General features: G+C 70.4%; 24 protein-coding genes. 12 read left to right on the top strand and 12 right to left on the bottom strand.

The features are described from left to right. Positions 1 to 4: 4 nt before the first annotated feature. The 4 genes from A5757_RS16430 to A5757_RS16445 are packed head-to-tail and all read right to left on the bottom strand — an operon-like array spanning position 5 to position 3,904. The gene (locus A5757_RS16430; RefSeq protein ID WP_066836138.1) at positions 5 to 820 is read right to left on the bottom strand and encodes a glycosyltransferase family 2 protein; all 816 of its coding nucleotides are present in this window, start codon (positions 818 to 820) and stop codon (positions 5 to 7) included. Beyond that, on the bottom strand, positions 817 to 1,806 hold the full coding sequence (locus A5757_RS16435) for a glycosyltransferase (protein ID WP_066836009.1): 990 nt from the start codon (positions 1,804 to 1,806) through the stop codon (positions 817 to 819). The genes A5757_RS16430 and A5757_RS16435 overlap by 4 nt, the downstream gene beginning before the upstream one ends. Then, positions 1,803 to 2,897: a glycosyltransferase gene (locus A5757_RS16440; RefSeq protein ID WP_066836011.1), complete on the bottom strand. Its 1,095-nt coding sequence runs from the start codon at positions 2,895 to 2,897 to the stop codon at positions 1,803 to 1,805. The genes A5757_RS16435 and A5757_RS16440 overlap by 4 nt, the downstream gene beginning before the upstream one ends. After that, on the bottom strand, positions 2,894 to 3,904 hold the full coding sequence (locus A5757_RS16445) for a glycosyltransferase (RefSeq protein ID WP_197497360.1): 1,011 nt from the start codon (positions 3,902 to 3,904) through the stop codon (positions 2,894 to 2,896). Before A5757_RS16445 ends, A5757_RS16440 begins: the two co-directional genes overlap by 4 nt. A gap of 138 nt (positions 3,905 to 4,042) precedes the next feature. Here A5757_RS16445 and A5757_RS16450 point away from each other — a divergent pair, with 138 nt between their 5' ends. Genes A5757_RS16450 through A5757_RS16480 form a run of 7 tightly spaced genes read left to right on the top strand, consistent with a single transcriptional unit; the run spans position 4,043 to position 12,458 of the window. Further along, positions 4,043 to 4,996 carry a WcbI family polysaccharide biosynthesis putative acetyltransferase gene (locus A5757_RS16450; RefSeq protein ID WP_231984021.1) on the top strand — a complete coding sequence of 318 codons (954 nt, stop codon included), beginning with the start codon at positions 4,043 to 4,045 and terminating at the stop codon, positions 4,994 to 4,996. Next, entirely contained in the window at positions 4,993 to 6,012 is a 1,020-nt protein-coding gene (locus tag A5757_RS16455) for a hypothetical protein (protein WP_082929508.1), read from the top strand. The genes A5757_RS16450 and A5757_RS16455 overlap by 4 nt, the downstream gene beginning before the upstream one ends. Then, positions 6,009 to 7,352, top strand: a complete 1,344-nt coding sequence (locus tag A5757_RS16460) for a glycosyltransferase (RefSeq protein WP_066836141.1) — start codon at positions 6,009 to 6,011, stop codon at positions 7,350 to 7,352. The genes A5757_RS16455 and A5757_RS16460 overlap by 4 nt, the downstream gene beginning before the upstream one ends. Positions 7,353 to 7,411: 59 nt before the next feature. Beyond that, positions 7,412 to 8,947: a Re/Si-specific NAD(P)(+) transhydrogenase subunit alpha gene (locus A5757_RS16465; RefSeq protein WP_066836017.1), complete on the top strand. Its 1,536-nt coding sequence runs from the start codon at positions 7,412 to 7,414 to the stop codon at positions 8,945 to 8,947. A gap of 3 nt (positions 8,948 to 8,950) precedes the next feature. Then, positions 8,951 to 10,375 (top strand): Re/Si-specific NAD(P)(+) transhydrogenase subunit beta, encoded by a 1,425-nt coding sequence (gene pntB, locus A5757_RS16470; RefSeq protein WP_066836019.1) that lies wholly within the window; start codon positions 8,951 to 8,953, stop codon positions 10,373 to 10,375. Between the two features lie 9 nt (positions 10,376 to 10,384). After that, on the top strand, positions 10,385 to 11,278 hold the full coding sequence (locus tag A5757_RS16475) for a DUF4436 domain-containing protein (RefSeq protein ID WP_066836021.1): 894 nt from the start codon (positions 10,385 to 10,387) through the stop codon (positions 11,276 to 11,278). A gap of 34 nt (positions 11,279 to 11,312) precedes the next feature. Then, on the top strand, positions 11,313 to 12,458 hold the full coding sequence (locus A5757_RS16480) for an acyl-CoA dehydrogenase family protein (protein WP_066836022.1): 1,146 nt from the start codon (positions 11,313 to 11,315) through the stop codon (positions 12,456 to 12,458). Here the strand turns inward: A5757_RS16480 and A5757_RS16485 are convergent. Next, a complete protein-coding gene (locus tag A5757_RS16485) occupies positions 12,430 to 12,906 on the bottom strand; it encodes a GNAT family N-acetyltransferase (protein WP_066836023.1) in 477 nt (158 codons plus the stop codon). The two genes, A5757_RS16480 and A5757_RS16485, sit on opposite strands and share 29 nt — an antisense overlap. A 29-nt stretch (positions 12,907 to 12,935) precedes the next feature. On the opposite strand from A5757_RS16485, the gene A5757_RS16490 reads away from it, so the two are divergent. Continuing rightward, positions 12,936 to 14,177, top strand: coding sequence for an acyl-CoA dehydrogenase family protein (locus A5757_RS16490; protein ID WP_197497361.1), 1,242 nt, complete (start codon positions 12,936 to 12,938; stop codon positions 14,175 to 14,177). After that, complete coding sequence (locus A5757_RS16495) at positions 14,174 to 14,980, top strand: tyrosine-protein phosphatase (RefSeq protein ID WP_066836025.1); 807 nt, start codon at positions 14,174 to 14,176, stop codon at positions 14,978 to 14,980. Before A5757_RS16490 ends, A5757_RS16495 begins: the two co-directional genes overlap by 4 nt. Before the next feature lie 16 nt (positions 14,981 to 14,996). Here A5757_RS16495 and A5757_RS16500 read toward each other — a convergent pair whose 3' ends face one another. Genes A5757_RS16500 through A5757_RS16515 form a run of 4 tightly spaced genes read right to left on the bottom strand, consistent with a single transcriptional unit; the run spans position 14,997 to position 18,063 of the window. After that, positions 14,997 to 15,482 carry a DUF456 domain-containing protein gene (locus tag A5757_RS16500; protein ID WP_066836026.1) on the bottom strand — a complete coding sequence of 162 codons (486 nt, stop codon included), beginning with the start codon at positions 15,480 to 15,482 and terminating at the stop codon, positions 14,997 to 14,999. A gap of 9 nt (positions 15,483 to 15,491) precedes the next feature. Continuing rightward, the gene (locus tag A5757_RS16505; protein WP_066836143.1) at positions 15,492 to 16,196 is read right to left on the bottom strand and encodes a haloacid dehalogenase type II; all 705 of its coding nucleotides are present in this window, start codon (positions 16,194 to 16,196) and stop codon (positions 15,492 to 15,494) included. A gap of 25 nt (positions 16,197 to 16,221) precedes the next feature. Further along, positions 16,222 to 17,184, bottom strand: coding sequence for an NADPH:quinone oxidoreductase family protein (locus A5757_RS16510; protein ID WP_066836028.1), 963 nt, complete (start codon positions 17,182 to 17,184; stop codon positions 16,222 to 16,224). Positions 17,185 to 17,199: 15 nt separating this feature from the next. Further along, entirely contained in the window at positions 17,200 to 18,063 is an 864-nt protein-coding gene (locus A5757_RS16515; RefSeq protein ID WP_066836030.1) for an SDR family oxidoreductase, read from the bottom strand. Between the two features lie 125 nt (positions 18,064 to 18,188). Between A5757_RS16515 and A5757_RS16520 the strand changes: the two genes are divergently transcribed. Next, on the top strand, positions 18,189 to 19,091 hold the full coding sequence (locus A5757_RS16520) for a hypothetical protein (RefSeq protein WP_066836032.1): 903 nt from the start codon (positions 18,189 to 18,191) through the stop codon (positions 19,089 to 19,091). Here the strand turns inward: A5757_RS16520 and A5757_RS16525 are convergent. The 3 genes from A5757_RS16525 to A5757_RS16535 all read right to left on the bottom strand — a co-directional run bounded on the left by A5757_RS16525 (position 19,088) and on the right by A5757_RS16535 (position 21,537). Continuing rightward, positions 19,088 to 19,855: an SAM-dependent methyltransferase gene (locus tag A5757_RS16525; RefSeq protein WP_066836034.1), complete on the bottom strand. Its 768-nt coding sequence runs from the start codon at positions 19,853 to 19,855 to the stop codon at positions 19,088 to 19,090. The two genes, A5757_RS16520 and A5757_RS16525, sit on opposite strands and share 4 nt — an antisense overlap. A gap of 8 nt (positions 19,856 to 19,863) precedes the next feature. Continuing rightward, positions 19,864 to 20,823 carry a class I SAM-dependent methyltransferase gene (locus tag A5757_RS16530; RefSeq protein WP_066836036.1) on the bottom strand — a complete coding sequence of 320 codons (960 nt, stop codon included), beginning with the start codon at positions 20,821 to 20,823 and terminating at the stop codon, positions 19,864 to 19,866. 72 nt (positions 20,824 to 20,895) lie between these two features. Continuing rightward, positions 20,896 to 21,537, bottom strand: coding sequence for a TetR/AcrR family transcriptional regulator (locus A5757_RS16535; protein WP_066836038.1), 642 nt, complete (start codon positions 21,535 to 21,537; stop codon positions 20,896 to 20,898). Between the two features lie 137 nt (positions 21,538 to 21,674). Here A5757_RS16535 and A5757_RS16540 point away from each other — a divergent pair, with 137 nt between their 5' ends. Next, positions 21,675 to 22,241, top strand: a complete 567-nt coding sequence (locus A5757_RS16540; RefSeq protein WP_066836040.1) for a TetR/AcrR family transcriptional regulator — start codon at positions 21,675 to 21,677, stop codon at positions 22,239 to 22,241. A 31-nt stretch (positions 22,242 to 22,272) separates the two neighbouring features. Then, positions 22,273 to 24,426, top strand: coding sequence for an FUSC family protein (locus A5757_RS16545; RefSeq protein WP_066836042.1), 2,154 nt, complete (start codon positions 22,273 to 22,275; stop codon positions 24,424 to 24,426).

Consider the following 24,426-nt stretch of genomic DNA (forward strand, 5'->3'; position numbering starts at 1 on the left):
CCTTTCAGGAAGGTGTGAGAACGATGTCTCCACCGCGCCGCGAGATCAAACCGGCCCGCTCGAATCCGTCCAGCCACCCCGGCATCGGCCACCGGTCCCAGCGCCGGTGGAAGGTCTGGGCGTTGGCGACGATCTCCGCGAGGTGTTCGACGGGCGGGTCGGAGACCGGGTGGTGCTGGTGGTAAGCATGCGCACCGCCCACCCAGACCAGCGGGACCCCGCGCTCGTGCGCGACGGCGCCGAAATCGGTGTCCTCACCGCCGTATCCGGTGTACTCCTCGCAGAATCCGCCGAGCAGCCGCCACGTCTCGGCCGTCACCGCGAATGACAGCGACCAGAACAGATCGTGACCGTCGGCGATGATCAGTTCGTCCGGACCGGGGACCGGCCGGCCCGGATGCGGTCGCGTCATCGCGGCGAGGTCCCCGACCCGATAGCCGTCATCGCCGGGCGGCGGCAGATAGGTGACCGGTCCGCTGAACAATGCCGGCCCGGCGGCATCGGCACAGACCTCGGCGTACCGGCCGACGAGTGCGTCGCCCGGGATGCAGTCGACGTCGAGGAAGGTCAGCACGTCGGCGCCGCGCTCCAGGGCGGCGGCGGCGCCGAGGTTGCGGGCTTGCGCCAGCGGTAGGCCCGACGGCGTTGTGGGACAGTCGATCACCACGGCGGTCGGGTCCACCACGGCGGCGATGCCGGGATCGTCGATCGCGACCACGATGCGCAGCTCCGGCCGCAGCGTCGACCGGCGCAGTCCCGCGTCCTGCAGTCGCAGATGCCGGTGCCGGCCGTGAGCGACGGTCACCACCGCGACGGTCATGCCGAGATCACCGCGGCCGCCCGCGCTGCGGCGCCCCGGCCGCGCAGGCGTTCCCACCGGGTGGGGTCGAGGGCCGCGGTGGCGGCCAGCAGCTCCGGCCAATCGCCGGGCGACGGCCATGCCGGTGCGGTGACGGCGACACCCGCCTCGGCGAGGGCGATCGCGGTCGCGTGCTGCTCCCGGAACGGCCGCTGCTGCGGAATCACCACGGCGGGCACGCGCGCCGTCGACACGTCGGCGACCGCGTTCTGCCCGGCGTGGGTGATCACGACGTCGGCGCCGGTGAGCACCGGCCACAGGTCGTCGATCCACCCGCCGTCACCACCCGCGGCCACCCACCGGTGGCCGGGCGCTGCGTGCCGCAGCTGATCCAGGGCGTCCCGGGGCACTTCCGAACCACCCGCTCCGGCCAGCAGCAGACCGGTCCGTGGACCGTCCGACGGCGGGGCCGGCGCCATCCCGTCGAAGCGGCTGATCACGCCCACGTAGTGGGTCCGGGTGTCGTACCGATGCAGCCACTGCGGGCGGTAGACGTCGTCGGACCACGGGGCGACGATCGCCTCGGCGATGTCGTAGGCCAGCCCGTGGACGGCGTCGTCGCGGTCGCCCGGCATCGCCATGACGGTCACCGGGACACCGGCGAGCCGGCACAGCAACGCCACCTCCACCGAGACGTCGACGACCATCCGGCGCGGCCGCACCGACGCCATGGCGGCCAGCAGCAGCGCCGACCGGTCCGCGAGACCGTCCACGCCGACCGGCGCCCAGTGCAGCCTGCCGTGAGCCGTCGGGTCGACGGGGTCGCCGGCCGGTGCGAGGTGGTCCGGTACGTCCATCGGTAGCCGCACCCAGTCATCCCCGTCGCGCAGCCCGGCCGGCCGCGGCAGGGAGGAGAAGAAGACCGCGTTCTCGCTCAGATGCGCGCTGATGGCCAGCGCCCGGGTCAGGTGCCCGCGGCCGTGGTGGTGCACGTAGTAGCCGATCACGCCGACACCCGCTCCGGCTCGGCGGCATCGATGAGCTGCCGGTAGCGGGCCAGGTAGCGCTCCACCATCACCGCCTGTGAGCAGTGCGCCTCCGCGCGGGCGCGGACCGGCCCGCGGGGCAGCCGTGCGGCCGCACACATCGCCTGGGCGAGGGCTTCGACGTCTCCTGGCGGCGCGAGCCGACCGCTCGCATCGTCGATCGTCTCGGGGATGCCGCCGCGGGCGACGGCGGCCACGGGCGTACCGCAGGCGAGCGCCTCGGCGGTGACGAGGCCGTACGGCTCCTCCCAGCGCGGCGTCACCAGCGCGACCGCGGCGCCGCCGACGAGTTCGTTGAGTTCGTCGCGCCGCAGGTGGCCCTCGTAGAGCACGGACCCGCCCAGAAGCGGCCGCACCTCCTGGTCGAAGTAGGCCGGGTCCCCGATCGGGCCCGCGATCCGCAGGGGAAACCCCGCCCGCCGGGCTGCGGCCACCGCGTCGGGCAGACCCTTCTCCGGGACCAGGCGTCCGCTCCATACCGCGTAATCGCCGCCCGTGCCGGGCAGCCAATCGTCGAGATCGATGCCGTTGGGAATGACCGGCACCGGCCCGTTGACCGGTTCCCACTGGCGGGCGGTGAACGCGCTGACCGCGGCGAATTCGCCTGCCACCCCGCCGGGTAGGGCGACGGCCTGTTCGAGCCATTTGAGCGGCGGGGTGTGCAGCGTGGTCAGCATCGGCACCGGCAGCGTCCGCGCCATCGCCAGCGGGAGGTAGTGCAAGCTGTGGTTGTGCACGATGTCGAACGAATACCGCAGCCGATCAGCAAGATTCAGCATCACCGACAGGTAGGCGTGCGTCTCGTGAACCACCCAGTCCGGCACCGAGGGGTCTCCACGGGACGCGTCGGACATCTCCAGGGTGTGCACCGGGAGCACTTCCCAGGGCAGATCGACCTCGGAGCCCGGCGCGGCGAACATCGTCACCGAATGTCCCGCGGCGGTGAGGGCATGGGCGAACTGGTACACGAACGCCTCGAGGCCGCCGGCGAACGGCTGCCGCACGGGGTAGCGCGCCGAGGCGATCAGCGCGATCCGGAGCGCGCGGGTCACGCGGCGGATATCTGCGCGAGCAACGCACGGTAGAGGTCGGTCGTCTCCTGCCTGACTTCCCGAAGTTGCTGCTTCCGCAGCGCTCTTCGCTCACCGGCGTTCGCCCGGCGGTGCTCGGCGAGTGCAAGTCCCTCGTCGACGGCACCGCGCAGACTCTCGGCGAGTTCGCTGCCGAAGCGGTAGACCGGATCGCCGTGCTGTTCGTGGAAGTGACCGCACCCGGGGACGATCGCGGCGACGCCGGCGTCGTAACACGCCTCCACCCAGCCGGAGTGGGTTCCGAAGCGGTACGGCAGCACCAGGACGTCGATCTGTCCGAGGTAGTCCTGCAGTTCGCGGTCGGTGAAACGCGGGTGCACGCGGACGTCGACGCCGCGTCCGGCCAGATCCGCGAGCCGCTCGTCGGTGAGCGCACCGGCCCGGGGAGAGCGGCGCACATCCTCGTCGACGTCGAGTCGCAGTCGCCATGCGGGCTGGTCGACGGCGAGCAGGGCCTCGAGTACCGGCAGGGGATCGATGTTGGCGCGCAACGACTTCGCGTGCACGGCGACCACCGGCGTCGGGGTGGTCCGGCGGTGTGCGCCGATACCGTCGAGCGGCAGTACGTGCGGGTGCGGGATCACCGCGGCGCGCCGGCCCCACCGCTCGGCGATGGCGGCGGCCGCCCCCGGAGTGAGGGTGATGACCCCGTCGGCCGCCGGGATCAGCTCATCCAGCCTCGCCAGATGTTCCCGGGGGTCGGCGAAGTGCGGGTTGTGCAGATCGTGGACGGTCACCACCAGCGGCACCCGGCGCTCGGCGAGCACCCCGGCCACCTCGCGCAGCGCGGCAGGCGGGGTGGAGTCGTATCCGAAGTGCACGTGCATGACGTCGAAGTACCCGAATTCCTCGGTGAGGAACATCGCGTCGAGCAGCCGCGGCGGCCACCACTGGTCGATCGACGTCGCGCCGATCGGACGTGGATCATCAAGCAGCAGAACATTTTCAGGGTCGGTGATGGCGCGCACGTAAGGGTGCGCAGCAGGGACCGAGGCAACTACGATCAATGACCATCCGTCGTGCAGGCAGGGGCGGCACACCCTCGCCCCTTGCTAGACGATTGCGCCAACGACTTTGTATCACGATCGGCGCCTACTCTCGACGTGGTGAACGACGCTGACGCGGGCCGGGTGTGGCACTACCGGGACTTCTACCGCCCGCCCGGGACGCCGCCGCCGACGTCCGAGCCGCTGTGGCTGGTCGTCGGCAACTGTCAGGCCGAGGCGTTGCGGCTGATCCTCGACGCGGTGCCGCAGCGGCCGTACCGGACCGCCCGCATCCCACCGGTCCACGAGCTGCAGCAGTCCGATCTGCGCCACCTCGACGACCTGCTCCGCGAGACCGCGGTGCTCATCGCGCAGCCGATCCGAGATGACTACCGGGACCTCCCGATCGGTACCGCCCAGCTCGCCGGACGGTTACCCCGAGGATCAAAAGTGGTGCGGTGGCCTGTGATTCGATACGCGGGGCTCTACCCGTTCCAGGCCATCGTGCGCAATCCGGCCGACCGTTCGATCACCCCTGACCCGCTGCCGTACCACGACCTGCGCACGATCGTGGCCGCGCGCGACGGCAGGCCCGCCGACGCGGCCTGGGACGTCGAGGTGTCGGCGGCACAATTGCGCGCGGTGGCCGAGGCGAGCCGGGAGGAGCTCGCCCGCCGCGAACGCGCCCAGACCGATGTGGGCGTCTCCGACGTGCTGACTGCACACGGCGCCGATGCCGCGCACACGATCAACCACCCGGGCAACGGCGTCCTGGCCGACCTCGCCCGCCGAGTGATGCGTCATGAAAATGTCACACTGTCGGTCACCCCGCCGGCGCGGGCGCTGCTCGGCTCGATCATTGCACCGCTGGAGGCCAGGGTGCTTGCGGCGTTGGGCATCGATACGCCACCGCGACCGAATTGGCAAGCTCCGCAGCGCAGCTGGACACCTGACGAGGTGCACACCGCGGCGCTGCGGTGGTACCGGGACCATCCGGAGTTCGTCCCGCTGGCCTTCGAACGACACGCACGCACCCTCGACCTCCTCGGACTGACGGCGGGCGTGGCCGGGTGACCGCTGCAACCCCCGTCACCCATCTGATCGTCGGCCCCGCCGAACACGGCGTCACCCGGTTCGGCATTGATCTCGCACAGTCGCTGCGCGACAACGGATTCGATCATCCGCACCTGCGGGCCGCCGATGCCGACGCCGCGCTGCGGTTGCCGCCGCAGGGTGCGCTGCATCTGCAGTTCACCGACCGCGTCTTCGGCCGTACACCGGAAGAGGCCGCCGAGGCGGTGCGCGCGGTGGTGGATGGCATCCGGGGACGCGGTGGCCGGGTGACCGCAACCCTGCACGATCTGCCGCAGCCGTCCGACGGCACGCACCACCACCGGCGCCGGACGGCCTACGCCCAGGTCGTCGCCCTGCTCGACGGGGTGGTCGTCAACAGCGAACATGAACGCATCCTGTTGGCCGAGGACGACCTGCAACCGCGCCGGGTCGCCGTGGTGCCGCTACCGGTGCAGGCCGTCAGCGCCTCACCACCACCGCACGACGGCCCGCGGACCGTCGGCATCTTCGGTTTTCTGTATCCGGGCAAAGGCCACGCCGAAGTCGTCGCCGCCCTGGCCGGACTGGTGCCCGAGGTCGGGATCGTCGCCCTGGGCGCGCCCTCGCCCGGTCACGCCGACCTGGTCGACCAGCTGACCGACGAATGTGCCCGCAGCGCACGATCTTTCCGAGTCACCGGACACCTCCCCGATGACGAGGTCGCCCACGCGCTGCAGGCGGTCACCGTGCCGGTCGCACCGCACCGGCACGTATCCGCCTCCGGTTCGCTCAACTCCTGGATCGGCGCCGGCAGGCGGCCGCTCGCACCGGCCAACCGCTACAGCCGCGAGGTGCACGCGCGCAATCCGGACGCCGTCCTGCTCTATCCCGACACCCCCGCGGGCCTGCGGGACGCGCTCCTGGCCACCCTCGACCGGCCTGCGGTGACGTGGCTGCCGCCGGGCACGACCTGCACCCCGTCGCGGGCCGACGCCGCCGGCCAGTACGCGGGCCTGCTGGAACAGTGGCATCGATGACCTCCGCCGACCGGGCGATACCCCTGGACGACGGCCGTTTCACCGTGCCCGGCAACCGATGGGACCTGATCGCTGCTCACCTCGACCCCGCCCGGACCGACCCCACCGTCGCGGTGATCGTCCCCTTCTACAACCAGCAGCGCCAGCTCGACCTGCTGCTGGCCGCGCTGGCCGGCCAGACCTACCCGGCGCAGCTCGTGCAAGTGGTCGTGGCCGACGACGGCTCCCCGTGTGCCCCCACGCTGCCCCGCTCACCGCTGGACATCCGCCTGGTCCGTCAAGACGACCTCGGCTTCCGGGCCGCCGCCGCCCGCAACCTCGGCGCTGCGGCCGCAGACGCCGCGGTGCTGTCCTTCCTCGACGCCGACACCGTGCCCGAACCCGGCTACCTGCGGGCGGTGACCCGGCTGCCCGCGCAGCTACCCGACGCCCTGGTGGTGGGCCGGCGGCGCTACGCCCACCTCGGGACGATCCCCGCCGACGGCCCGCCGGAGCCACTCCCAGACCCCCGCTGGCTCCTCGACGCCTATGCCGCCACCGACAACCTGTTGCACATCGATCACCGGTCCTACCGGTACATCATCAGCTCGGTGATGTGCTGCAGCTCGGACCTGTTCGACGACGTCGGCGGATTCGACGCGTCGTTCGTCGGGTACGGCGGTGAGGACTGGGAGTTCGCCCATCGCGCGGCGGCCTGCGGCGCCGTCCTGCACCACGCCGCGGACGCCGTCGCCTGGCATGACGGGCCGGACTGGGCGGGCAGGGACGTCGCCGACCGGGCGGCGGTCAAGAACGGGGAGGCGCTCGCGCTCGCCCGGCGCATCACCGACCCCGACGCCCGCCGCACCGGTCTGCGGTATGCGCTGCCCGATGTCGCCGTCGAAGTGGACGCCGACGGGCACACGGCCGGTTCGCTGCTGCACACCGTCAGCGGTTTCCTCGGCGAGGACGTCGGCATCTGGGTGCAGGGCGCCGCGGCGGACCGACTGCTCGCCGAGATCGGCGCCGCCGACGACCGTCTGCGGACCGGACCCGTCCCGCCGGAGGTACTGCGGCGCTGCCGATTCTTCGTCACCACCGCAGGCCGCGCCGTACTGCCCCGCTCCGGGGTGGCCGCCCTGCTGCAGAGCGCCGCCGTCGGCACCGCGCAGGCAGTGACCGCGGGCGCCGCGGTGACGTGCCGGGCGACCTGGGCCCTCAACCGCGCCCGGCGCTGGACCACCGGCGCCGTCCGGTTCGCCGATCCCGCCGACGCCGACCGGCTCGGCCGCACCGTCACCCTCGACCCGGAGCCGATCGGGCTGCGCTGCGGCCCGCCCGAACCCGATCTATCCTGGTGAGACGCGCCGAACGCGGGGGCGCGGGACCGGCGGTCCCGCGCCGATGCCAGACTGTCTCGATGTTCATCGCGATACCACGCGAGTCCCAGCCCGGGGAAACCCGCGTCGCCGCCACACCGCAGACCGTCGGGCAGCTCATCAAGCTCGGATATTCCGTGGTCGTCGAATCCGGCGCCGGCGCCGCCTCGAGTTTCTCCGATGCGGCGTACGTCGAGGCCGGGGCGGAGATCGGCGACCCCTGGCGGGCCGAGGTCGTACTGAAGGTCAACGCACCCACCGACTCGGAGATCGCGGCGCTGCGCGACGGCGCGACGCTGGTCAGCCTGATCTCCCCCGGGCTCAACCCCGACCTCGTCGAGAAACTGGCCGCCCGCCCGATCACCGTGCTCGCCATGGACGCGGTCCCCCGGATCTCGCGGGCGCAATCGCTGGACGTGCTGTCGTCGATGGCCAACATCGCCGGCTACCGCGCGGTCGTCGAGGCCGCCCACCGGTTCGGCCGCTTCTTCACCGGACAGGTGACCGCGGCGGGCAAGGTGCCGCCGGCCAAGGTGCTCGTCGTCGGCGCGGGGGTTGCCGGTCTGGCGGCCATCGGCGCCGCGGGCAGCCTCGGCGCGATCGTGCGCGCCACCGACCCGCGTCCGGAAGTCGCCGATCAGGTCGCCTCGCTCGGCGGTGAGTACCTGGCCGTCGATCCGGCCGCGGCCGAGGTGTCGGCCACCGGCTACGCCAAAGAGATGGGCGAGGACTACAAGGTCCGCGAGGCCGCGCTGTACGCCGAGCAGTGCAAGGACGTCGACATCATCATCACCACGGCGCTGATCCCGGGCCGGCCCGCGCCGCGCATCATCACCGCGGACATGGTGGCGTCGATGAAGCCGGGCAGCGTGATCGTCGACATGGCCGCGGCCAACGGCGGCAACGTCGAGGGCACCGTCAAAGACGAGGCGATCGTCACCGACAACGGGGTGACGATCATCGGCTACACCGATCTGGCCGGTCGCCTACCCGCCCAGGCGTCCCAGCTGTACGGCACCAACCTGGTCAACCTGCTCAAGCTGCTGACCCCGGAGAAGGACGGCCGGCTCACCCTGGACTGGGACGACGTGGTGCAGCGGTCGGTGACCGTGGTGCGCAACGGCGAGGTCACCTGGCCGCCGCCCCCGGTCCAGGTGTCCGCGGCGCCGGCCGCCCCCGCCACCGCGCCGGTCGAACCCGCCGCGCCGAAACAGCCCATGTCGACCGGCCGCCGCCTCGGCATCACCTTCGGTGTCGCCGCGCTGCTGTTCCTGCTGATCGCGGCCTCCCCCGCCGCGCTGCAGGTGCACCTGACGGTCTTCGCGCTGGCGATCGTCATCGGCTACTACGTCATCGGCAACGTCCACCACGCACTGCACACACCGCTGATGTCGGTGACCAACGCGATCTCCGGCATCATCGTCGTCGGCGCGCTGCTACAGATCGGGCACAGCGACCAGGCCAACGGCACCGTCATCACCGTCCTTGCCTTCCTGGCCATCCTGCTCGCCAGCATCAACGTCTTCGGTGGCTTCGCGGTGACACGCCGCATGCTGGCGATGTTCTCGAGGAGCTGACCCGTGTTCACCGTGCAAACCGCCGCCACCGCGGCCTACGTCGTCGCTGCCCTGCTGTTCATCTTGGCGCTCGCCGGGCTGTCCCGGCACGAGACGTCCAGGGCCGGAAACACATTCGGCATCGCCGGCATGGCCGTCGCACTCCTGGCGACCATCGCCCTCGCGCTGGCACGGCACATCGAGCCGCTGGGCTTCGGGCTGCTGGTCGGCGCGATGGTCATCGGCGCCGCGATCGGTCTGTGGCGTGCCAAGGTCGTCGAGATGACCGGCATGCCGGAACTGATCGCACTCCTCCATTCCTTCGTGGGCCTGGCCGCGGTGCTGGTCGGCTGGAACGGCTACCTGCACGTCGAAGCGGCGCCGGACGGCGCCGACGCGCTGCAACTGGCTCGCGAGGGGATGCTCGGGATCCACTCCGCCGAGGTCGTCATCGGCGTCTTCATCGGTGCGGTGACGTTCACCGGGTCGGTCGTGGCGAACCTCAAACTGTCGGCGCGGATGAAATCGGCCCCGATGATGCTGCCCGGCAAGAACATCCTCAACGTCGGCGCGCTGGTGCTCTTCGCGGCGCTGACCGTGTGGTTCGTCATCGATCCGCAGCTGTGGCTACTGATCGTGGTCACGGTGCTGGCGCTGCTCCTGGGCTGGCATCTGGTCGCCTCCATCGGCGGCGGCGACATGCCGGTGGTGGTGTCGATGCTCAACAGCTACTCCGGCTGGGCGGCGGCCGCATCCGGCTTCCTGCTCGGCAACGACCTGCTGATCATCACCGGCGCGCTCGTCGGCTCCTCCGGCGCCTACCTGTCCTACATCATGTGCAAGGCGATGAACCGGTCGTTCATCTCCGTCATCGCGGGCGGCTTCGGGATGGAGAGTCCAGGGGGCGGCTCCGATGTGGACTACGGCGAACATCGGGAGATCACGGCCGATGGCGCCGCCGAGCTGCTCGCCTCCGCGAGCTCGGTGGTCATCACGCCCGGCTACGGGATGGCCGTCGCGCAGGCGCAGTACGGCGTCGCCGATCTGACCCGCAAGCTGCGCGAGCGCGGTGTCGACGTGCGCTTCGGCATCCACCCGGTCGCCGGCCGATTGCCCGGCCACATGAACGTGCTGCTCGCCGAGGCCAAGGTGCCCTACGACATCGTGCTCGAGATGGACGAGATCAACGACGATTTCGACGGCACCTCGGTCGTCCTGGTGATCGGCGCGAACGACACCGTCAACCCCGCCGCGTCCGAGGACCCCGGCAGCCCGATCGCCGGAATGCCGGTGCTGACGGTGTGGAACGCCGACAATGTCATCGTGTTCAAACGCTCGATGGCCTCCGGATACGCCGGGGTGCAGAACCCGCTGTTCTTCCGCGAGAACACCCAGATGCTGTTCGGTGACGCGCGGGATCGCGTCAACGACATCCTCGCGGCGCTGTAGCGGTTCGCGATGAGCGCGCCGGACGTGGAGCAACAGTCGCGCGGTCTGCGTGGGCGGCTGGCCAGTGTCGGCACCGTGATGATCGTGGTGGTGATCTACGCCGTGGCGCTGGCCGGCTACCGCTACGTCGCCGGTCCGGAGCAGTCGCTGGGGCCGCCGGACCTCGGCACGACCAGTGACACCATCGTCCAGGTGACCCTGGAGGCGATCCACCCCGTCGAGAACAAGGTCGACGTGAATGTCGTGGTCTTCCCCGCCGACGAGTTCATGAACACCGATCTCAACGTGGTGAACACCGACATCGCGGTGCGCCTGTTCGTCAACGAGGTCAGCATCGGCGGGGATCTTCAGACGCCGAAAGGTGAGCTGCCGCAGGAGATCCAGACGTCCATCGCGGCCGACGGCGATGCGGACAACTGGCCCTTCGACACCTACACCGTGGGTGCCCTCGGGGCCGATGTGCTCGTCGGTTCCGGTGACGACCGCGAGTTCGAACCCGCCCGGCTCGAGGTGACAGGCGGGCTCAACAGCTGGGACATCAGCAGCGAGCGCAGCGGTCCGGCCACCCAGTCCGCCCCTGACGGCGACTACCAGACGATCACGCTGAGCCGGGCACGCGGTCCGTTGGCGTTCGACCTGGGCCTGTGCCTGGTGCTGCTCACCCTGCCCGCGCTGGCGCTGTTCGTGTCGATCGAGATGCTGCGTGGCCGGCGGAAGTTCCTACCGCCGTTCGGTACCTGGTACGCCGCATCGTTGTTCGCGATCGTTCCCATCCGCAACTTCATGCCCGGCGCGCCGCCACCCGGTGCGTGGATCGACCAGATCCTGGTGCTGTGGGTCCTGTTGGCGCTGACGGCGGCGATGGTGCTGTATTTCGTCGCCTGGTACCGCCGCGGAGACTGAGCGCAGCACGACCACGTCAACCAAGGGAGGCACGATGGCCGTCGATCGACTGCTACCCACCCGCGAGGCCGCGGACCTGATCGCGCTGACCCGCGACATCGCCGACAAGGTCCTCGATCCGATCGTCGACGCCCACGAGAAGGCGGAGACCTACCCGGACGGCGTGTTCGCCCAACTGGGTGCGGCCGGTCTGCTCAGCCTCCCGCAGCCCGAGGAGTGGGGCGGCGGTGGCCAGCCCTACGAGGTGTACCTGCAGGTGCTCGAGGAGATCGCCGCGCGCTGGGCAGCGGTCGCCGTCGCGGTCAGCGTGCACAGCCTGTCGTCGCACCCGCTGTTGATGTTCGGCACCGACGAGCAGAAACAGCGCTGGCTGACCGGCATGCTGTCCGGCGATCAGATCGGCGCCTACAGCCTGTCCGAACCGCAGGCCGGCTCCGACGCCGCGGCATTGCGCTGCGCTGCAACACCTTCCGGCGATGGCTATGAGATCACCGGGGAGAAGTCGTGGATCACCCACGGCGGTAGAGCCGACTTCTATACGTTGTTCGCCCGGACGGGCCAAGGAGACAAAGGGGGAATCTCCTGCTTCCTGATTCCCGCTGACCAGCCCGGACTCTCTTTCGGCAAGCCGGAGGAGAAGATGGGGCTGCACGCGGTCCCCACCACGTCGGCCTATTACGACCACGCGCCCGTCACCGCCGAGCGCCGGATCGGCGCGGAAGGGCAGGGGCTGCAGATCGCGTTCTCCGCGCTGGATTCCGGACGGCTGGGCATCGCCGCGGTGGCCGTGGGTCTGGCGCAGGCCGCGCTCGACGAGGCCACGCGCTACGCCAACGAGCGGACGACGTTCGGCCGCAGAATCGTCGAGCACCAGGGGCTGGGCTTCCTGCTCGCCGACATGGCCGCCGCGGTGGTCAGCGCCCGCGCGACGTACCTGGACGCCGCGCGCCGACGCGACCTCGGACTGCCGTACTCGACGCAGGCCAGCGTCGCCAAACTCGTCGCGACCGACGCGGCGATGAAAGTGACCACCGATGCGGTGCAGGTGTTCGGCGGAGCCGGCTACACCCGCGATTTCCGCGTCGAGCGGTACATGCGCGAAGCCAAGATCACCCAGATCTTCGAGGGCACGAATCAGATTCAGCGGCTTGTCATCTCGCGGACGCTGACGACCCGCTGACCCGCTTGACGTAGAACACCCGGTCGTAGCCGTCCCGGCGGCCGCGGCCGGATTCGGTGTAGCCGTGGCGGGGATAGAACGTGAGGTTCTCGGTCATCGCGACGTTGGTGTGGAGTCGCACCTCGGGCAGGCCGAGTTCGCGGGCGTCATCCTCCGCGCGGGCCAGCAGTACCGCGCCGACACCGCCGCCCTGCGCCCGGGGACAGACGGCGACGGTGTCGAGCAGCAGATGGTCGTCGTGCGGCACCGTCACCAGCACGCCGGTGACGCCGTCGGCGCCCTCGCTCACCCACACCCGCGCGGTGTCCAACAGCGCGCGATAATCGTGCGTCATCGGCGCGGGGGGACGGCCGATGCGCTCGACATACCGGTCGAACGCAGCGGCGACGAGGCGTTCGACGGCGGGCACGTCACCCACAGTGGCCCGGCGGACGGTCTGCGGAGGCATCGTCCTATCGTGACGGCATGGACTTCGCGATGTCGGACAAGGCCCGGGATTACCACAGTCGGCTCACCGACTTCATGACCGAGCACGTGTTTCCGGCCGAGGCGGAGTACCACCGCTACCGCGACGAGGCCGGGCCGAAAGACCACACGGTTCCCCCGATCGTCGAGGAGCTCAAGGTCAAGGCCAAGGAGCAGGGCCTGTGGAACCTGTTCCTGCCGTCGATCTCCGGGTTGAGCAACCTCGAGTACGCCGAGTTGGCCGAGCTGTCCGGCTGGAGCATGGAGATCGCGCCCGAGGTGATCAACTGCGCGGCCCCCGACACCGGCAACATGGAGACGCTGCACCTGTTCGCCAACGAGGAGCAGAGCAAGCAGTGGCTCGAGCCGCTGCTCAACGGTGAGATCCGCAGCGCGTTCGCGATGACCGAGCCGGCCGTCGCCTCGTCCGACGCCCGCAACATCGAGACGACCATGCTGCGCGACGGATCCGATTACGTGATCAACGGCCGCAAGTGGTGGATCACCGGCGCCGCCGATCCGCGCTGCAAGATCATGATCGTCATGGGCCGCACCAATCCCGACGCGGCCAGCCATCAGCAGCAGTCGATGATCCTGGTGCCGACCGATACCCCGGGCGTCGACATCCGGCGTTCGCTGCCGGTGTTCGGGTGGCAGGACCAGCACGGGCACTGCGAGATCGTCTTCGACAACGTCCGGGTCCCCGTCGAGAACCTGCTGCACGAGGAGGGCTCCGGCTTCGCGATCGCCCAGGCCCGCCTCGGACCGGGCCGGATCCACCACTGCATGCGGGCCCTCGGTGCGGCGGAGCGGGCGCTGGCGCTGATGACCGACCGGGTGCAGAAGCGCGTCGCGTTCGGTAAGCCGCTGGCCGAGCAAGGTGTCGTCCGTGAGGCGATTGCCAAGTCGCGCAACGAGATCGACATGGCCCGGCTGTTGTGTCACAAGGCGGCGTGGACCATCGACCAGCAGGGCAACAAGGCTGCCCACGTGCTGGTCAGCCAGATCAAGGCCGTCGCTCCCCAGATCGCCTGCGACGTCATCGACCGCGCGATCCAGGTGCACGGCGGCGCCGGGGTGTCCGACGACTTCCCGCTGGCCCGGCTTTACGCGTGGCACCGCGCGATGCGGCTGTTCGACGGCCCTGACGAGGTCCACATGCGCACGATCGCCCGCGCCGAACTCGGCCGCGAGAAGTCGCCGTTCGCCACGGCGGTGTGCCGCCCATCGAACCCGGCGGTGACCGGCGCGTGAGCGGCCGACCCCAGCCGACGGACCTGTCCGGCGCGTGGAACTTCCGCGACGTCGCAGAGGAGACCGGGGTGCGGCCCGGGTTGTTCTTCCGGTCGAGTGAGATCAGCGCACTCGACGACGCCGGGCGAGCGGCCCTGGCCGAACTCGGTATCACCGACGTGGCCGATTTGCGCTCGCCGCGCGAGGTGGAACGCCGCGGACCGGGCCGGGTGCCGGACGGGGTGGCGGTGCACCTGCTGCCGTTCCCCGACGTGTCGGCGGTCGACGGCGAGGCGCCGCACGAGACGTCGTTCCAGCGGATGATGACCGAGAAGCCCGACGACGAGGACGTCTCGCTCGCGGCGGCGCGGTTCATGACCGAGGAGTACGAGCGGTTCCCGACGCTGGGCGGCGCGCAGCGGGCGGTTCGTCAGGTGGTCACCCTGCTGGCCGACCGTCGCCCGGTGTTGGCGCACTGCTTCGCCGGTAAGGACCGTACGGGGTTCACCGTCGCGACGGTCCTCGAGGCGGTCGGAGTGGACCGCGACGCGATCCTGGCCGACTTCCTGCGCAGCAACGATGCGGTCGCCCAGCTGCGGGACCAGATTCTGGACTCGCTGCGGGACCGGGCGGCCGAGACCCCCGAGGTGATGACGTTCGCACAGGCGCGGCTGACCCACGAGGTGCTCGGCGTGCGCGAGGAGTACCTCGACACGGCGCGGCGCACGATCTTCTCGCAGTACGGCTCGCTCGAGGGCTTCCTGGAGGCCGCGGGCGTGAGCGCCGAGGAGCTCGCCCGGTTGCGCACCGCCCTGCTGGGCTGATTGCGTAACACCCGCGCTACTGCGTGACGTACACCCCGACCACCCACGCGACGGTCGCCAGGAGCGCACCCGCCAACTCCACCCCCATCGACAGCGCCACCCCTTTGAGCGCGTGCACTGTCGACGCCCACGCGACCCGCTGATCCCTGCGCACACCCAGCTCGGTCAGATAGATCCCGCCGACGAAGCCGATCACCAGCCCGAGCACCGGGATCACGAAGAAGCCGATGACGCCCAGCACGCCGCCGGTCACCAGACTCATCGTGCGCACGTCGGCCGCCCGCATGCGCCGCATCGGCCACAGGTATTTGATCAGCAGCGCCGCCCCGAGAATCACGGTCACCACGCCGAGCGTCACCCAGGCGGCGGTGGTCTGTTCGACGAATGCCCACACCGCGATCGCGGCGAAGACCAACAGCGTGCCGGGCAGCAGCGGCACGACGATGCCGATGATCCCGACCGCGATCGCCAGGGCGACCAGCACGATCCCGCCGAAACTCATGCCCCGAATCTACGCATGCAGCTGGTCGGCCAGGTCGCCGAAATCCGCGGCGACCAGATCGAACTCGCCCTCTTCATAGCGCGGGGGCCTGCGCCCCGGTCCGCGCTCCAGCGGCCGCACCACGTATCCGGTGCGCAGTCCGGCGTCGCGGGCGGCCCGCAGATCGCTCGGGTGTGCGGCCACCAGCATCAGCTCGTCCGGGGCGACGTCGAGTAGCGCCGCGCAGCCCAGATACACCTCGGGGTCCGGTTTGTAGTGGCCGAACAGCTCGGCCGACATCACGCAATCCCACGGCAGGCCGGCGTGTTTGGCCATGTTCGTCAGCAGCGACACATTGCCGTTGGACAGCGGCGTGATGACATAACGCTGTTTGAGTCGCGTCAGCCCTCCCACCGAGTCCGGCCACGGGTTCAGCCGGTGCCACACCCGGTTGAGGTCGTCGATGTCCTGCTCGCCGACACCGGCGATGTCGCCGAGTAACTCGACGAGCATCCCGCGGTGCAGATCGTCGAGTTTCGTCCACGGCACCTCGCCGCGGCGGACGCGATCCATCGCCGGCACGTAGCCGCCACGCCAGTCGTCGGCGAACGCCGCCCAGTCCCGTGTCACGCCGTGGCGCCTACCGAACTCCGCGGCCTCGGCGATGACGCTGGACCGCCAGTCGACGACGGTGCCGAACACGTCGAACGCCAACGCCCGCAACTCCGTCACCATCGTCGGTTCCTCGCGCAAGCGCTCGTCACGGTTCCAGGACCAGCTTCCCGCGAATCTCGCCATTGGCCAGCGCTTCGAGCGCCGCTCGGCCCTCTGCCAGCGGGTGGCGCACCGGCGGCGGCGGCCGCAGCCCGCCCTCGACCAGCTTGCTCAGCCCGAACCCGAACAGCGACTGCGCACCCGGGGTGCGGTTGACGAACTCACCCCACCCGACGCCGACGACCGAGACGTTGCGCAGCAGCAGCCGGTTCACCTTCACCGTCGGGATACCGCCCGCGGCGAAACCGAGGACCAGCAGCCGGCCCTCGGTGGTCAGCGCGCGCACGGCGTCGTCGAACGCCGGACCGCCGATCGGATCGACCACCAGGTCGACGCCGCGGCCGTCGGTGGCGTCCTTGACCGCCTGCAGCCAGCCGTCGGTCAGCGGCAGCACCACGTCGGCACCCAGCGAGGCCACGAAATCTGCGGCCTCCTGCCGGTGCACCAGCGCGATCACGCGCGCGCCGAGCGCCTTGGCGATCTGCACCGATGCCGTCCCGATACCGCCGGCCGAGCCCAGCACCAGCACCGTCTCCCCGGGCCGCAGCGCGCCGCGGCGGACCAGGGCGAAATACATCGTGTAGTAGTTGCCGAGCAGCGCCGCCGCGGACGCGTCGTCGATGTCGGCGGGCGTCGGGACCACGTTGTCCACGCCGACCGCCACCCGCTCAGCGAAGGCGCCCAGCGGGGTGAACGCCGAAACCCGTTGTCCAACTGATAATTCCGATCCGGGCGGAGCGGAGCGCACCGTGCCTGCGACCTCCATGCCCGGCACGAACGGCGGCTCCAGCCGCAGCTGGTACTCGCCGCGCAGCAGCAGCAGATCGGGGAAGCAGACGCCGGCCGCGCCGACGTCCACCACCACCGCGCCCTCGCCGCCGGGTTCGTCGACGTCGGTGTAGTCCAGCCCGCTCGGGCCGGAGAGTTCCCGTGCGAGAAGGGCTTTCACTGCTGCATCTCCCGTCTAGCCGAGCTTGAAGCTGGCCTGCTGGGCTGCCGACAGATCGGTGATCTCGCCCCACTTGCCCGCGACGTCGTCGACCGTGGGCACGTTGGTGAACGTGGTGCCTTCATTCTGGAAGAGCGCTGCCCGTTGTACTTTGCCACCGCCGACGATGAACACCGACGCGGTGTCGGGCACCTCCTCGGTCATCAGGTAGGCCACGACCGGCGCCACGTATTCGGGGGTCAGCTTCTCGAACACCTCGGGCGGCAGGATGTCCTGCGTCATCCGGGTCGCGGCGATCGGGGCGACGGCGTTGGCCTTGATGTCGTACTTCGCGCCCTCCTGGGCCAGGGTGTTGATCAGGCCGACGAGCCCGAGCTTCGCGGCGCCGTAGTTGGCCTGCCCGAAGTTGCCGAACAGACCACTGGTCGAGGTGGCGACGACGATTCGGCCGAAGCCGTTCTCGCGGAAGTGCGGCCACGCCGCGCGGATCACGTTGTATCCGCCGTACAGGTGCACCTTGAGCACCGAATCCCAGTTCTCGAACGACATCTTGTGGAAGGTGCCGTCGCGCAGGATGCCGGCGTTGCTCACCACGCCGTCGACCTTGCCGAACTCGTCGATCGCGGTCTTGATGATGTTCTCGGCACCCTCGGCTTCGGCCACGGAGTCGTAGTTGGCCACCGCGCGGCCGCCTGCGGCCTTGATCTCCTCGACCACCTGATCGGCCATCGCCGATCCGGCCCCGGTGCCGTCACGTGCGCCGCCGAGGTCGTTGACCACGACACTGGCGCCCTCGCGGGCCAGCGTCAGCGCGTACTCCCGCCCCAGACCGCCACCGGCCCCGGTGACGACGATGACTCGATCCTGCACTCCTGACATGGGGTTCCTCTCGGCAATGTCGGCCAGTTCACCTCTAGGTATACGGCGGCGGGATCGGCGCCGGAACGCCGGGTCGGGTATCGCGTTCCGCCTCCGCCGATTAAATCGTGTGGTTTATTCGGAAGGTGCAGATCGGTGCGGCCGACGAGGTCTTCCATCCCCCCAGCGACGACCCGGACTGGTGCGAGAGCGGGTGGTTCGGCTTCGCCATCCCCGAACGCGACATCAACGGGTTCATCTACTACTTCCACGATGTGCGCACCGGCGCCTCCGGGGGCGGTCCGGCGCTGTGGGATCCGGCCGGTGAAGAGATCTATGACTGCCTGTTCTACGATTGGCGCTGGCAGCAACCACCAACGGGCGCAATGGAATTCGCCGACTTCACGCTGCCGAACTCGCTGCGGCACGAGGTGGTGGAGCCGCTGCGGCACTACCGGCTGTCCTATGCAGCGCTGGGTCTGGAGTTCGAATTGGAGTGGACAGCCCTGATGGGGCCGCACGCCCTCGGCCCGGCCTCGGCCCAGCGGTGCCATCTCGACCAGCCGGGCCGCATCCGCGGCCGGATGCGGCTGGGCGGCGAGGACTTGGACCTCGACTGCTTCTCGATGCGCGACCGCACCTGGGGTCCGCACCGGCCGGGCGCCCGCCGATCGGGTGACTACCTGTGGGCCATCGCCGGACCCGACGACCATTGGCACGCGATCACGATGGCCGGCGACCGGCCCGGGGCCGACGTGCTGGTGGGCGGATACCTCGTGCGCGACGGCCGCCTCGGCGAGCTGAAGCAGGGTTCGCGGCTGGTGCCCGAGCGCCGGAGAGGCGCACCCCGGCGGGTGGTGTTCGACGCCGAGGACGAGTTCGGCCGGACGCTGCACGCCGAGGGCGACGTGCGCACGGCGCTGCGATGGCTGGGCTGGCCCGGCCGGATGACGTTCTGGACGCTGACCGACTGGCGCTGGGACGGGCGGCAGGGTTGGGGCGAGGATCAGGAGTTCTTCGCCCGCGAGCAGGTCCGCGCGTTGTACTAGGCGATCTTCTGGGCGGTACCCAGGACCGCGTGCTCGGACATCTCCGCGCGGTGCGCGGCCAGTTCCGGCAGGTCACGGGCATCGACGACGTCGGTCCACCAGCCGCGCGAGGTGAGCCAGTCGGCCGCGTCCGAGCGCCCGGAGCACCGGCCGAGCGCGTCGTCGTAGGCGAGCACGCTGCCCGCCGCGCTGAGCCCGTCGATCTCGGACAGCAACACGTCCTGCGCGTCGTCGGGCAGCGGCAGCAGCGCCTCGGCCAGCCACGCCGTCGGCTCGTTGTGGTTGAAGCCCGCGTTCCACAGCTCCCGGGGCCAGCGTCCGTCGGCCGCGACCGCGACCGGATACCAGCCTTCGGGCCGCTGGGCGCCGTGCGCGTCGAGGACCGCCGTCTTGAACTCCAGCACCTTGGGCCACTCGACCTCGAAGATCGTCGTCTCCGCCGGCCACCGCAGCCGGAAGGCGCGGGTGTCCAGGCCGGCGGCCAGGATCACGCACTGGCGCACCCCGGCGCGCACGGCGTCGGCGAGAAACGCGTCGAACCGCCTGCTGCGCGCCGCCTGGTAGTCGGCCAGGACATGGTGGGCCGCGGCCAGGGCGGGCACCTCGTCGATGAGGGCGGTGGAGCGCTGCAGGACCGCGGTGATCTCGGGGGTACCGATCAGCACGGCGGCCAGCGGGTCAGCACATCCGGAGGCGCTCGCGACGGCCGCGGTGCTCAGCACGGCGGCCGGGCTGACGCCGCCGATGACACTCGAAGTCTCCACGCGGCGGCCTACGCGTTCCGCTGGGCGGTGACGAAATCCGAGAAGCCGCCCTGTCTGGCGTCGTCGCCGCCGGGCTCGAAGTCGGCGGGCAGCACCCAGCGGCCCAGGCGGCGCATCTCGTCCGGGGAGTGGACGGCGGTGGCGGACCATCCGTGCTCGTCCAGCCAGGCGTCGACCGCGGCGCGGTCGGGATCCTCGTAGATGAGCTCCTGGATATCCAGGGTCTCGGCCATGTCGAATTTCTCGGCGATGCGCTCGAACCGCTCGCGCATCTGCCGGCGTCGCTCGTCGGAGGTCTGGAAACCGGCGGTCTCGGCGGCCACCCGGCTGCCCGGTGCGGACAGGTCGGTGATCTGCGCGAACAGTCGGTCCTGGGCGTCGGCGGGCAGATACATCAGCAGCCCTTCGGCCAGCCACGCGGTGGGCTGCGCGGGATCGAAGCCGGCGTCGCGCAGCGCGGCGGGCCAGTCGAGGCGAAGGTCCATCGGCACCTCGCGGCGGTCGGCGACCGGGGTGACGGAGTGCTCGGCGAGTCGAGACGCCTTGTACTCGAGCACCTTGGGCTGATCGATCTCGTAGACGACGGTGCCGTCCGGCCACGGCAGCCGGTAGGCCCGCGAATCCAGGCCGGAGGCCAGGATGACGATCTGCCGGATGCCCGCCTCGGCGGCGCTGGTGAAGAACGCGTCGAAGAAGTGGGTTCGCACGGCCTGGTAGTTGTTCATGTGCGTGAAGATCGCGGCGGCTTCGGCGTCCGCCTCGGCGACCCGGTCGACGAAATCGGCGTCGAGCACCGATTCCCAGATGCCGGTGCCCGCGCCGGCGACCAGGATGCTCGCGTACGGGTCCTCGATGAGCGGGTCAGCGCTCGCCGTCTCGGCGGCGCGCGAGGCGGCCACCATGACCGCGGTCGATCCGACGCTGGTCGCGATGTCCCAGGTGTCGTCGTGACTCCGCAACGAGCTCATGCTTCTCCTTCAGGCGGTCGAGACCACCATGCTAACGAAGGAGGTTAGGCAAGCTATAGAATGTGCGCGACGTCACCGCACGTCGGTGAGCTGCCAGAGCTTGTTCGCCATCAGCAGCTCGAACTTCTCGACGATGTCGTCCATCTCCTGCTGGCTGCCGACGTAACCGGCGTAGAAGCCCATCCCCCACATCACCGCGACGAGCATCTCGACCAGCGATGCGGTGTCGATCTCGGTGCTGAGCTCCCCGCGCTCGATCGCGTCGTTGACCGCCCACGAGACGAAGGACCGGCTCATCCGCAGCGCGTCGTGCTCGTCGCTGCGCAGATCGGGATGGCGCTGCGACTCCAGCACCGAGGTGACCAGGAACGCCGCCGACGAGCGATCCTCAGAGTCGGCGTGCATGGCCGCGGAGAAGAACGCCGACAACCGGCCGAGCAGCGTGGTGACACCTTTGGCGCGTTCCATCCCCGAGCTGATCACCAGGGCGTTGGTCTGTTCGACGACCTCGCGGTAGAGCACGCGCTTGCTGGAGAAGTAGTGGTTGATCGCGGGGCGGGTCAGGTCGGCTCGGATCGCGATGGCCTGAAAAGTCGCTGCGTCGTAGCCGAGTTCGCTGAAAACCTCTCGCGCCGCGCGCAGAATCCGCTCGCGCGTCTCCGCCGCCTTCGCCGCTGGAGGACGTCCTGGTCCTCTGCTGGCAGTGTGGGGCACAGGTGAAATTGTGCCACAAGTCACCTGGGGACCCGATTTACGGTCGCTGCGATCGGATGCGCCGCGCGATTCTCAGCAAACCGTCAGCTGTGGGGATGTATCCGCATACGTCACCCCGGGCAACTACGATGTGCTCCATGGGGGGAGCGATCTCACGGGAGGCCTATTTCGATACCGGCCTGGCTGTGCTGTCCGATCAGGGCTACGGAGGACTGAAACTCGCGGAGGTATGCCAGCGACTCGGCGTGACCACGGGCTCGTTCTATCACTACTTCTCGAACTGGTCGACCTACACCCGTGAGCTGGTCGAGTACTGGCGCCACCAGGCGGTGACGAAGATCGTGGAGGCGGTCCGCACGTTCAGCGATCCGCACCGCCGCGTCGAGGTCCTGATCGAGGAGGCGCTCGCGCTGCCGCACGGCGCCGAAGCCGCGATCCGGGTGTGGAGCTCGATCGATTCGGACGTGTACGCCGTGCAGGCTGAGGTGGACCGGCAACGCTACGACATCGTGCGGGAGTCCTCGCTGCAGATCCTGGGCGACCAGCGGCAGGCGGAGGTCTTCGCGGCGTGGTGCGTCTACACCCTCGTCGGGTACGAGCAGGCCACCATCCCCCGCGACCACGCCGCGGTGTCGTGGATTGCTGCCGAGATCATCCACGCGCTCGACTCCGGCCGCTTCAAGTCGCTGTCCGACGGCTCCTGAGGGGTCCCGTTCCGGTCTACCATCGGCGGTCATGCTGACCCCGGCCGTTGTGTGGCGCCGGGCGGCCGACCGGATCGAGCGGCGGGACCCGGAACGCGACGCGCTGCGCCGCGCGGCGCGCGCGGGCATCGTGCTGCCGATCGCCGCGGCCGTCAGCTTCGCCATCGCCGGTTCGTCGCAGACGCCGATGTTCACGATCTTCGGCTCGGTGGCGCTGCTGATCCTCGCCGATTTCCCCGGCAACCGGCCGGCCCGGGCGCTCGCCTACGGCGGGCTGGCGATCAACGGCGCGATCCTCATCACGGTCGGCACCCTCGTCGCGCCCTATCCGTGGCTGTCCGTCGGCCTGATGTTCGTGCTCGGCGTGGCCGTGATGTTCGCCGGGGTGCTCAGCGAGATCATCGCCGCGGGCCAGCGCGCGACGCTGATGACGTTCGTCCTACCCGCCTGCACCCAGCCGGGCCCGATCGACGAGCGTCTCACCGGATGGCTGATCGCGTTGGCGGTGTGCGTCCCGGCAGCGCTGTTCCTGCTCCCGCCCCGGCACCACGACGAGCTGCGCCGCCACGCCGCGAGGGTGTGCGAGAAGCTGGCCGACTGTCTGGACGGCACGGCGACCACCCGCGACGTCAACCGGGCGATGAACGCGCTGTACGACAACTTCGTCAACGCCGACTACCGGCCGGTGGCCCTGACCGCGGGCAGCCGCGCCCTGGTTCGTGTGGTCGACGATCTGGGCTGGCTGGCAGACCGCATCACCGACGACCACGGCGCTCTGCTCGGCGATATGAAGCCGCCGATCATGCGGGTGCTGCGGGATGCGGCCGCGGTGCTGCTGATCTCCGATCGTCAGGACCGCGCTGCGCGCACCGCCGATCTCGACGAGGCGCTCACCGAACTGCGCGGGGTCGCCCGCGGGCGCTACCGCGAGGACATCGAGCAGATCCTCGCCGTCCCCGACGACGCCGAAGCCGTCGAGGTGGGCCGCACGCTGCTGGGCCGGCGCACCTTCTCGGCGACGGTCGGCGTCACCGGCCGCGTCGTGCGCAATGCCGCGCTCGCCGACGCCCGTCCGGTGTGGGCCCGCGTCCTCGGCCGGCGGCTGCCGGAGACGGGCACCGCGGAGTGGGTGATGCCCGAGACCACCGCCGTCGCCGCGATCACCAAGGGGTTCGTCGCCACCCGCGCGGTCGCGCTGCAGAACAGCCTGCGCACCGGACTGGGGCTGGCACTCGCGGTCGCCGTCACCCACGTCTTCCCCGTCGAGCACGGGTTCTGGGTGGTGCTCGGGGCGATGTCGGTGCTGCGCAGCAGCGCGCTGACCACCGGGACGCGGGTGGTGCGCGCCGTCGTCGGAACCGGTATCGGATTCCTGCTCGGGGTGGTGGTCATCGAACTGGTCGGCGTCGAACCGGTGGTGATGTGGGCGTTGCTACCGGTGGTGGCGTTCGGTTCGGCCTATGTGCCCGAGGTGGCGTCGTTCATCGCCGGGCAGGCCGCGTTCACGATGATGGTGCTGATCATCTTCAACGTGATCCAGCCATCGGGATGGTCGGTTGGGCTCATCCGCGTCGAGGACGTGGTGGTGGGCGCGCTGGTCGGTGTGACGGTGTCGGTGCTGCTGTGGCCCCGCGGCGCGACGGCCTCGGTGTCGCTGGCGGTACGCAAGGCCAACATGGCGGGCGCCGACCTGCTCAAGGCCGGTGTGCTGCGCGTGACCCGCGGTGCGTCGGAGACGGCCGACGACCGGGTCATCGCGCTGAGCCACAACGCGCTGGAGGCCACCCGGACCCTCGACGACGCGCTGCGGCACTACCTGTCGGAGAGCGGCGGCGAGATCGACGCCAAGGCGCCGGTGGTCCGCGCGGCCGGCCGGACGGTGCGGTTGCGGTCGGCTGCCGAACTGGTCGCCGACGCGGTGCCGCCACCGCTGGGCGTCTACCCGCAGACCCGCGCGGTGCTCGAGAACCACGCCGATCTGGTGGCGCTGCGGATGCTCGCCCGGCCGGTCGCACGGTCGCTGTCGCCGATCACCGACGACTTCGTCCGAGCGCTGCGCGCAGAGGCCGACGGCAGCGACCTCGCGGTGCCCGCCGCGCTGCCCCTGCTGACCGTGGCCGCCCAGCTCGGCGAACTGGAACTGCTCTACCCGACGCGCGAGGAGGCCGCGGCCGCGCGGGCCTGA

The organism is Mycobacterium sp. 852013-51886_SCH5428379 (assembly GCF_001665575.1).
Taxonomy (GTDB): domain Bacteria; phylum Actinomycetota; class Actinomycetes; order Mycobacteriales; family Mycobacteriaceae; genus Mycobacterium.

Bases quoted from the DNA above. Each gene is read 5' to 3' on its own strand.
- A5757_RS16430 (WP_066836138.1), bottom strand. From the start codon at position 820: ATGACCGTCGCGGTGGTGACCGTCGCTCACGGCCGGCACCGGCATCTG.
- A5757_RS16460 (WP_066836141.1), top strand. From the start codon at position 6,009: ATGACCTCCGCCGACCGGGCGATACCCCTGGACGACGGCCGTTTCACC.
- A5757_RS16465 (WP_066836017.1), top strand. From the start codon at position 7,412: ATGTTCATCGCGATACCACGCGAGTCCCAGCCCGGGGAAACCCGCGTC.
- A5757_RS16475 (WP_066836021.1), top strand. From the start codon at position 10,385: ATGAGCGCGCCGGACGTGGAGCAACAGTCGCGCGGTCTGCGTGGGCGG.
- A5757_RS16480 (WP_066836022.1), top strand. From the start codon at position 11,313: ATGGCCGTCGATCGACTGCTACCCACCCGCGAGGCCGCGGACCTGATC.
- A5757_RS16485 (WP_066836023.1), bottom strand. From the start codon at position 12,906: ATGCCTCCGCAGACCGTCCGCCGGGCCACTGTGGGTGACGTGCCCGCC.
- A5757_RS16490 (WP_197497361.1), top strand. From the start codon at position 12,936: ATGTCGGACAAGGCCCGGGATTACCACAGTCGGCTCACCGACTTCATG.
- A5757_RS16500 (WP_066836026.1), bottom strand. From the start codon at position 15,482: ATGAGTTTCGGCGGGATCGTGCTGGTCGCCCTGGCGATCGCGGTCGGG.
- A5757_RS16505 (WP_066836143.1), bottom strand. From the start codon at position 16,196: ATGGTGACGGAGTTGCGGGCGTTGGCGTTCGACGTGTTCGGCACCGTC.
- A5757_RS16515 (WP_066836030.1), bottom strand. From the start codon at position 18,063: ATGTCAGGAGTGCAGGATCGAGTCATCGTCGTCACCGGGGCCGGTGGC.
- A5757_RS16530 (WP_066836036.1), bottom strand. From the start codon at position 20,823: ATGAGCTCGTTGCGGAGTCACGACGACACCTGGGACATCGCGACCAGC.
- A5757_RS16540 (WP_066836040.1), top strand. From the start codon at position 21,675: ATGGGGGGAGCGATCTCACGGGAGGCCTATTTCGATACCGGCCTGGCT.
- A5757_RS16545 (WP_066836042.1), top strand. From the start codon at position 22,273: ATGCTGACCCCGGCCGTTGTGTGGCGCCGGGCGGCCGACCGGATCGAG.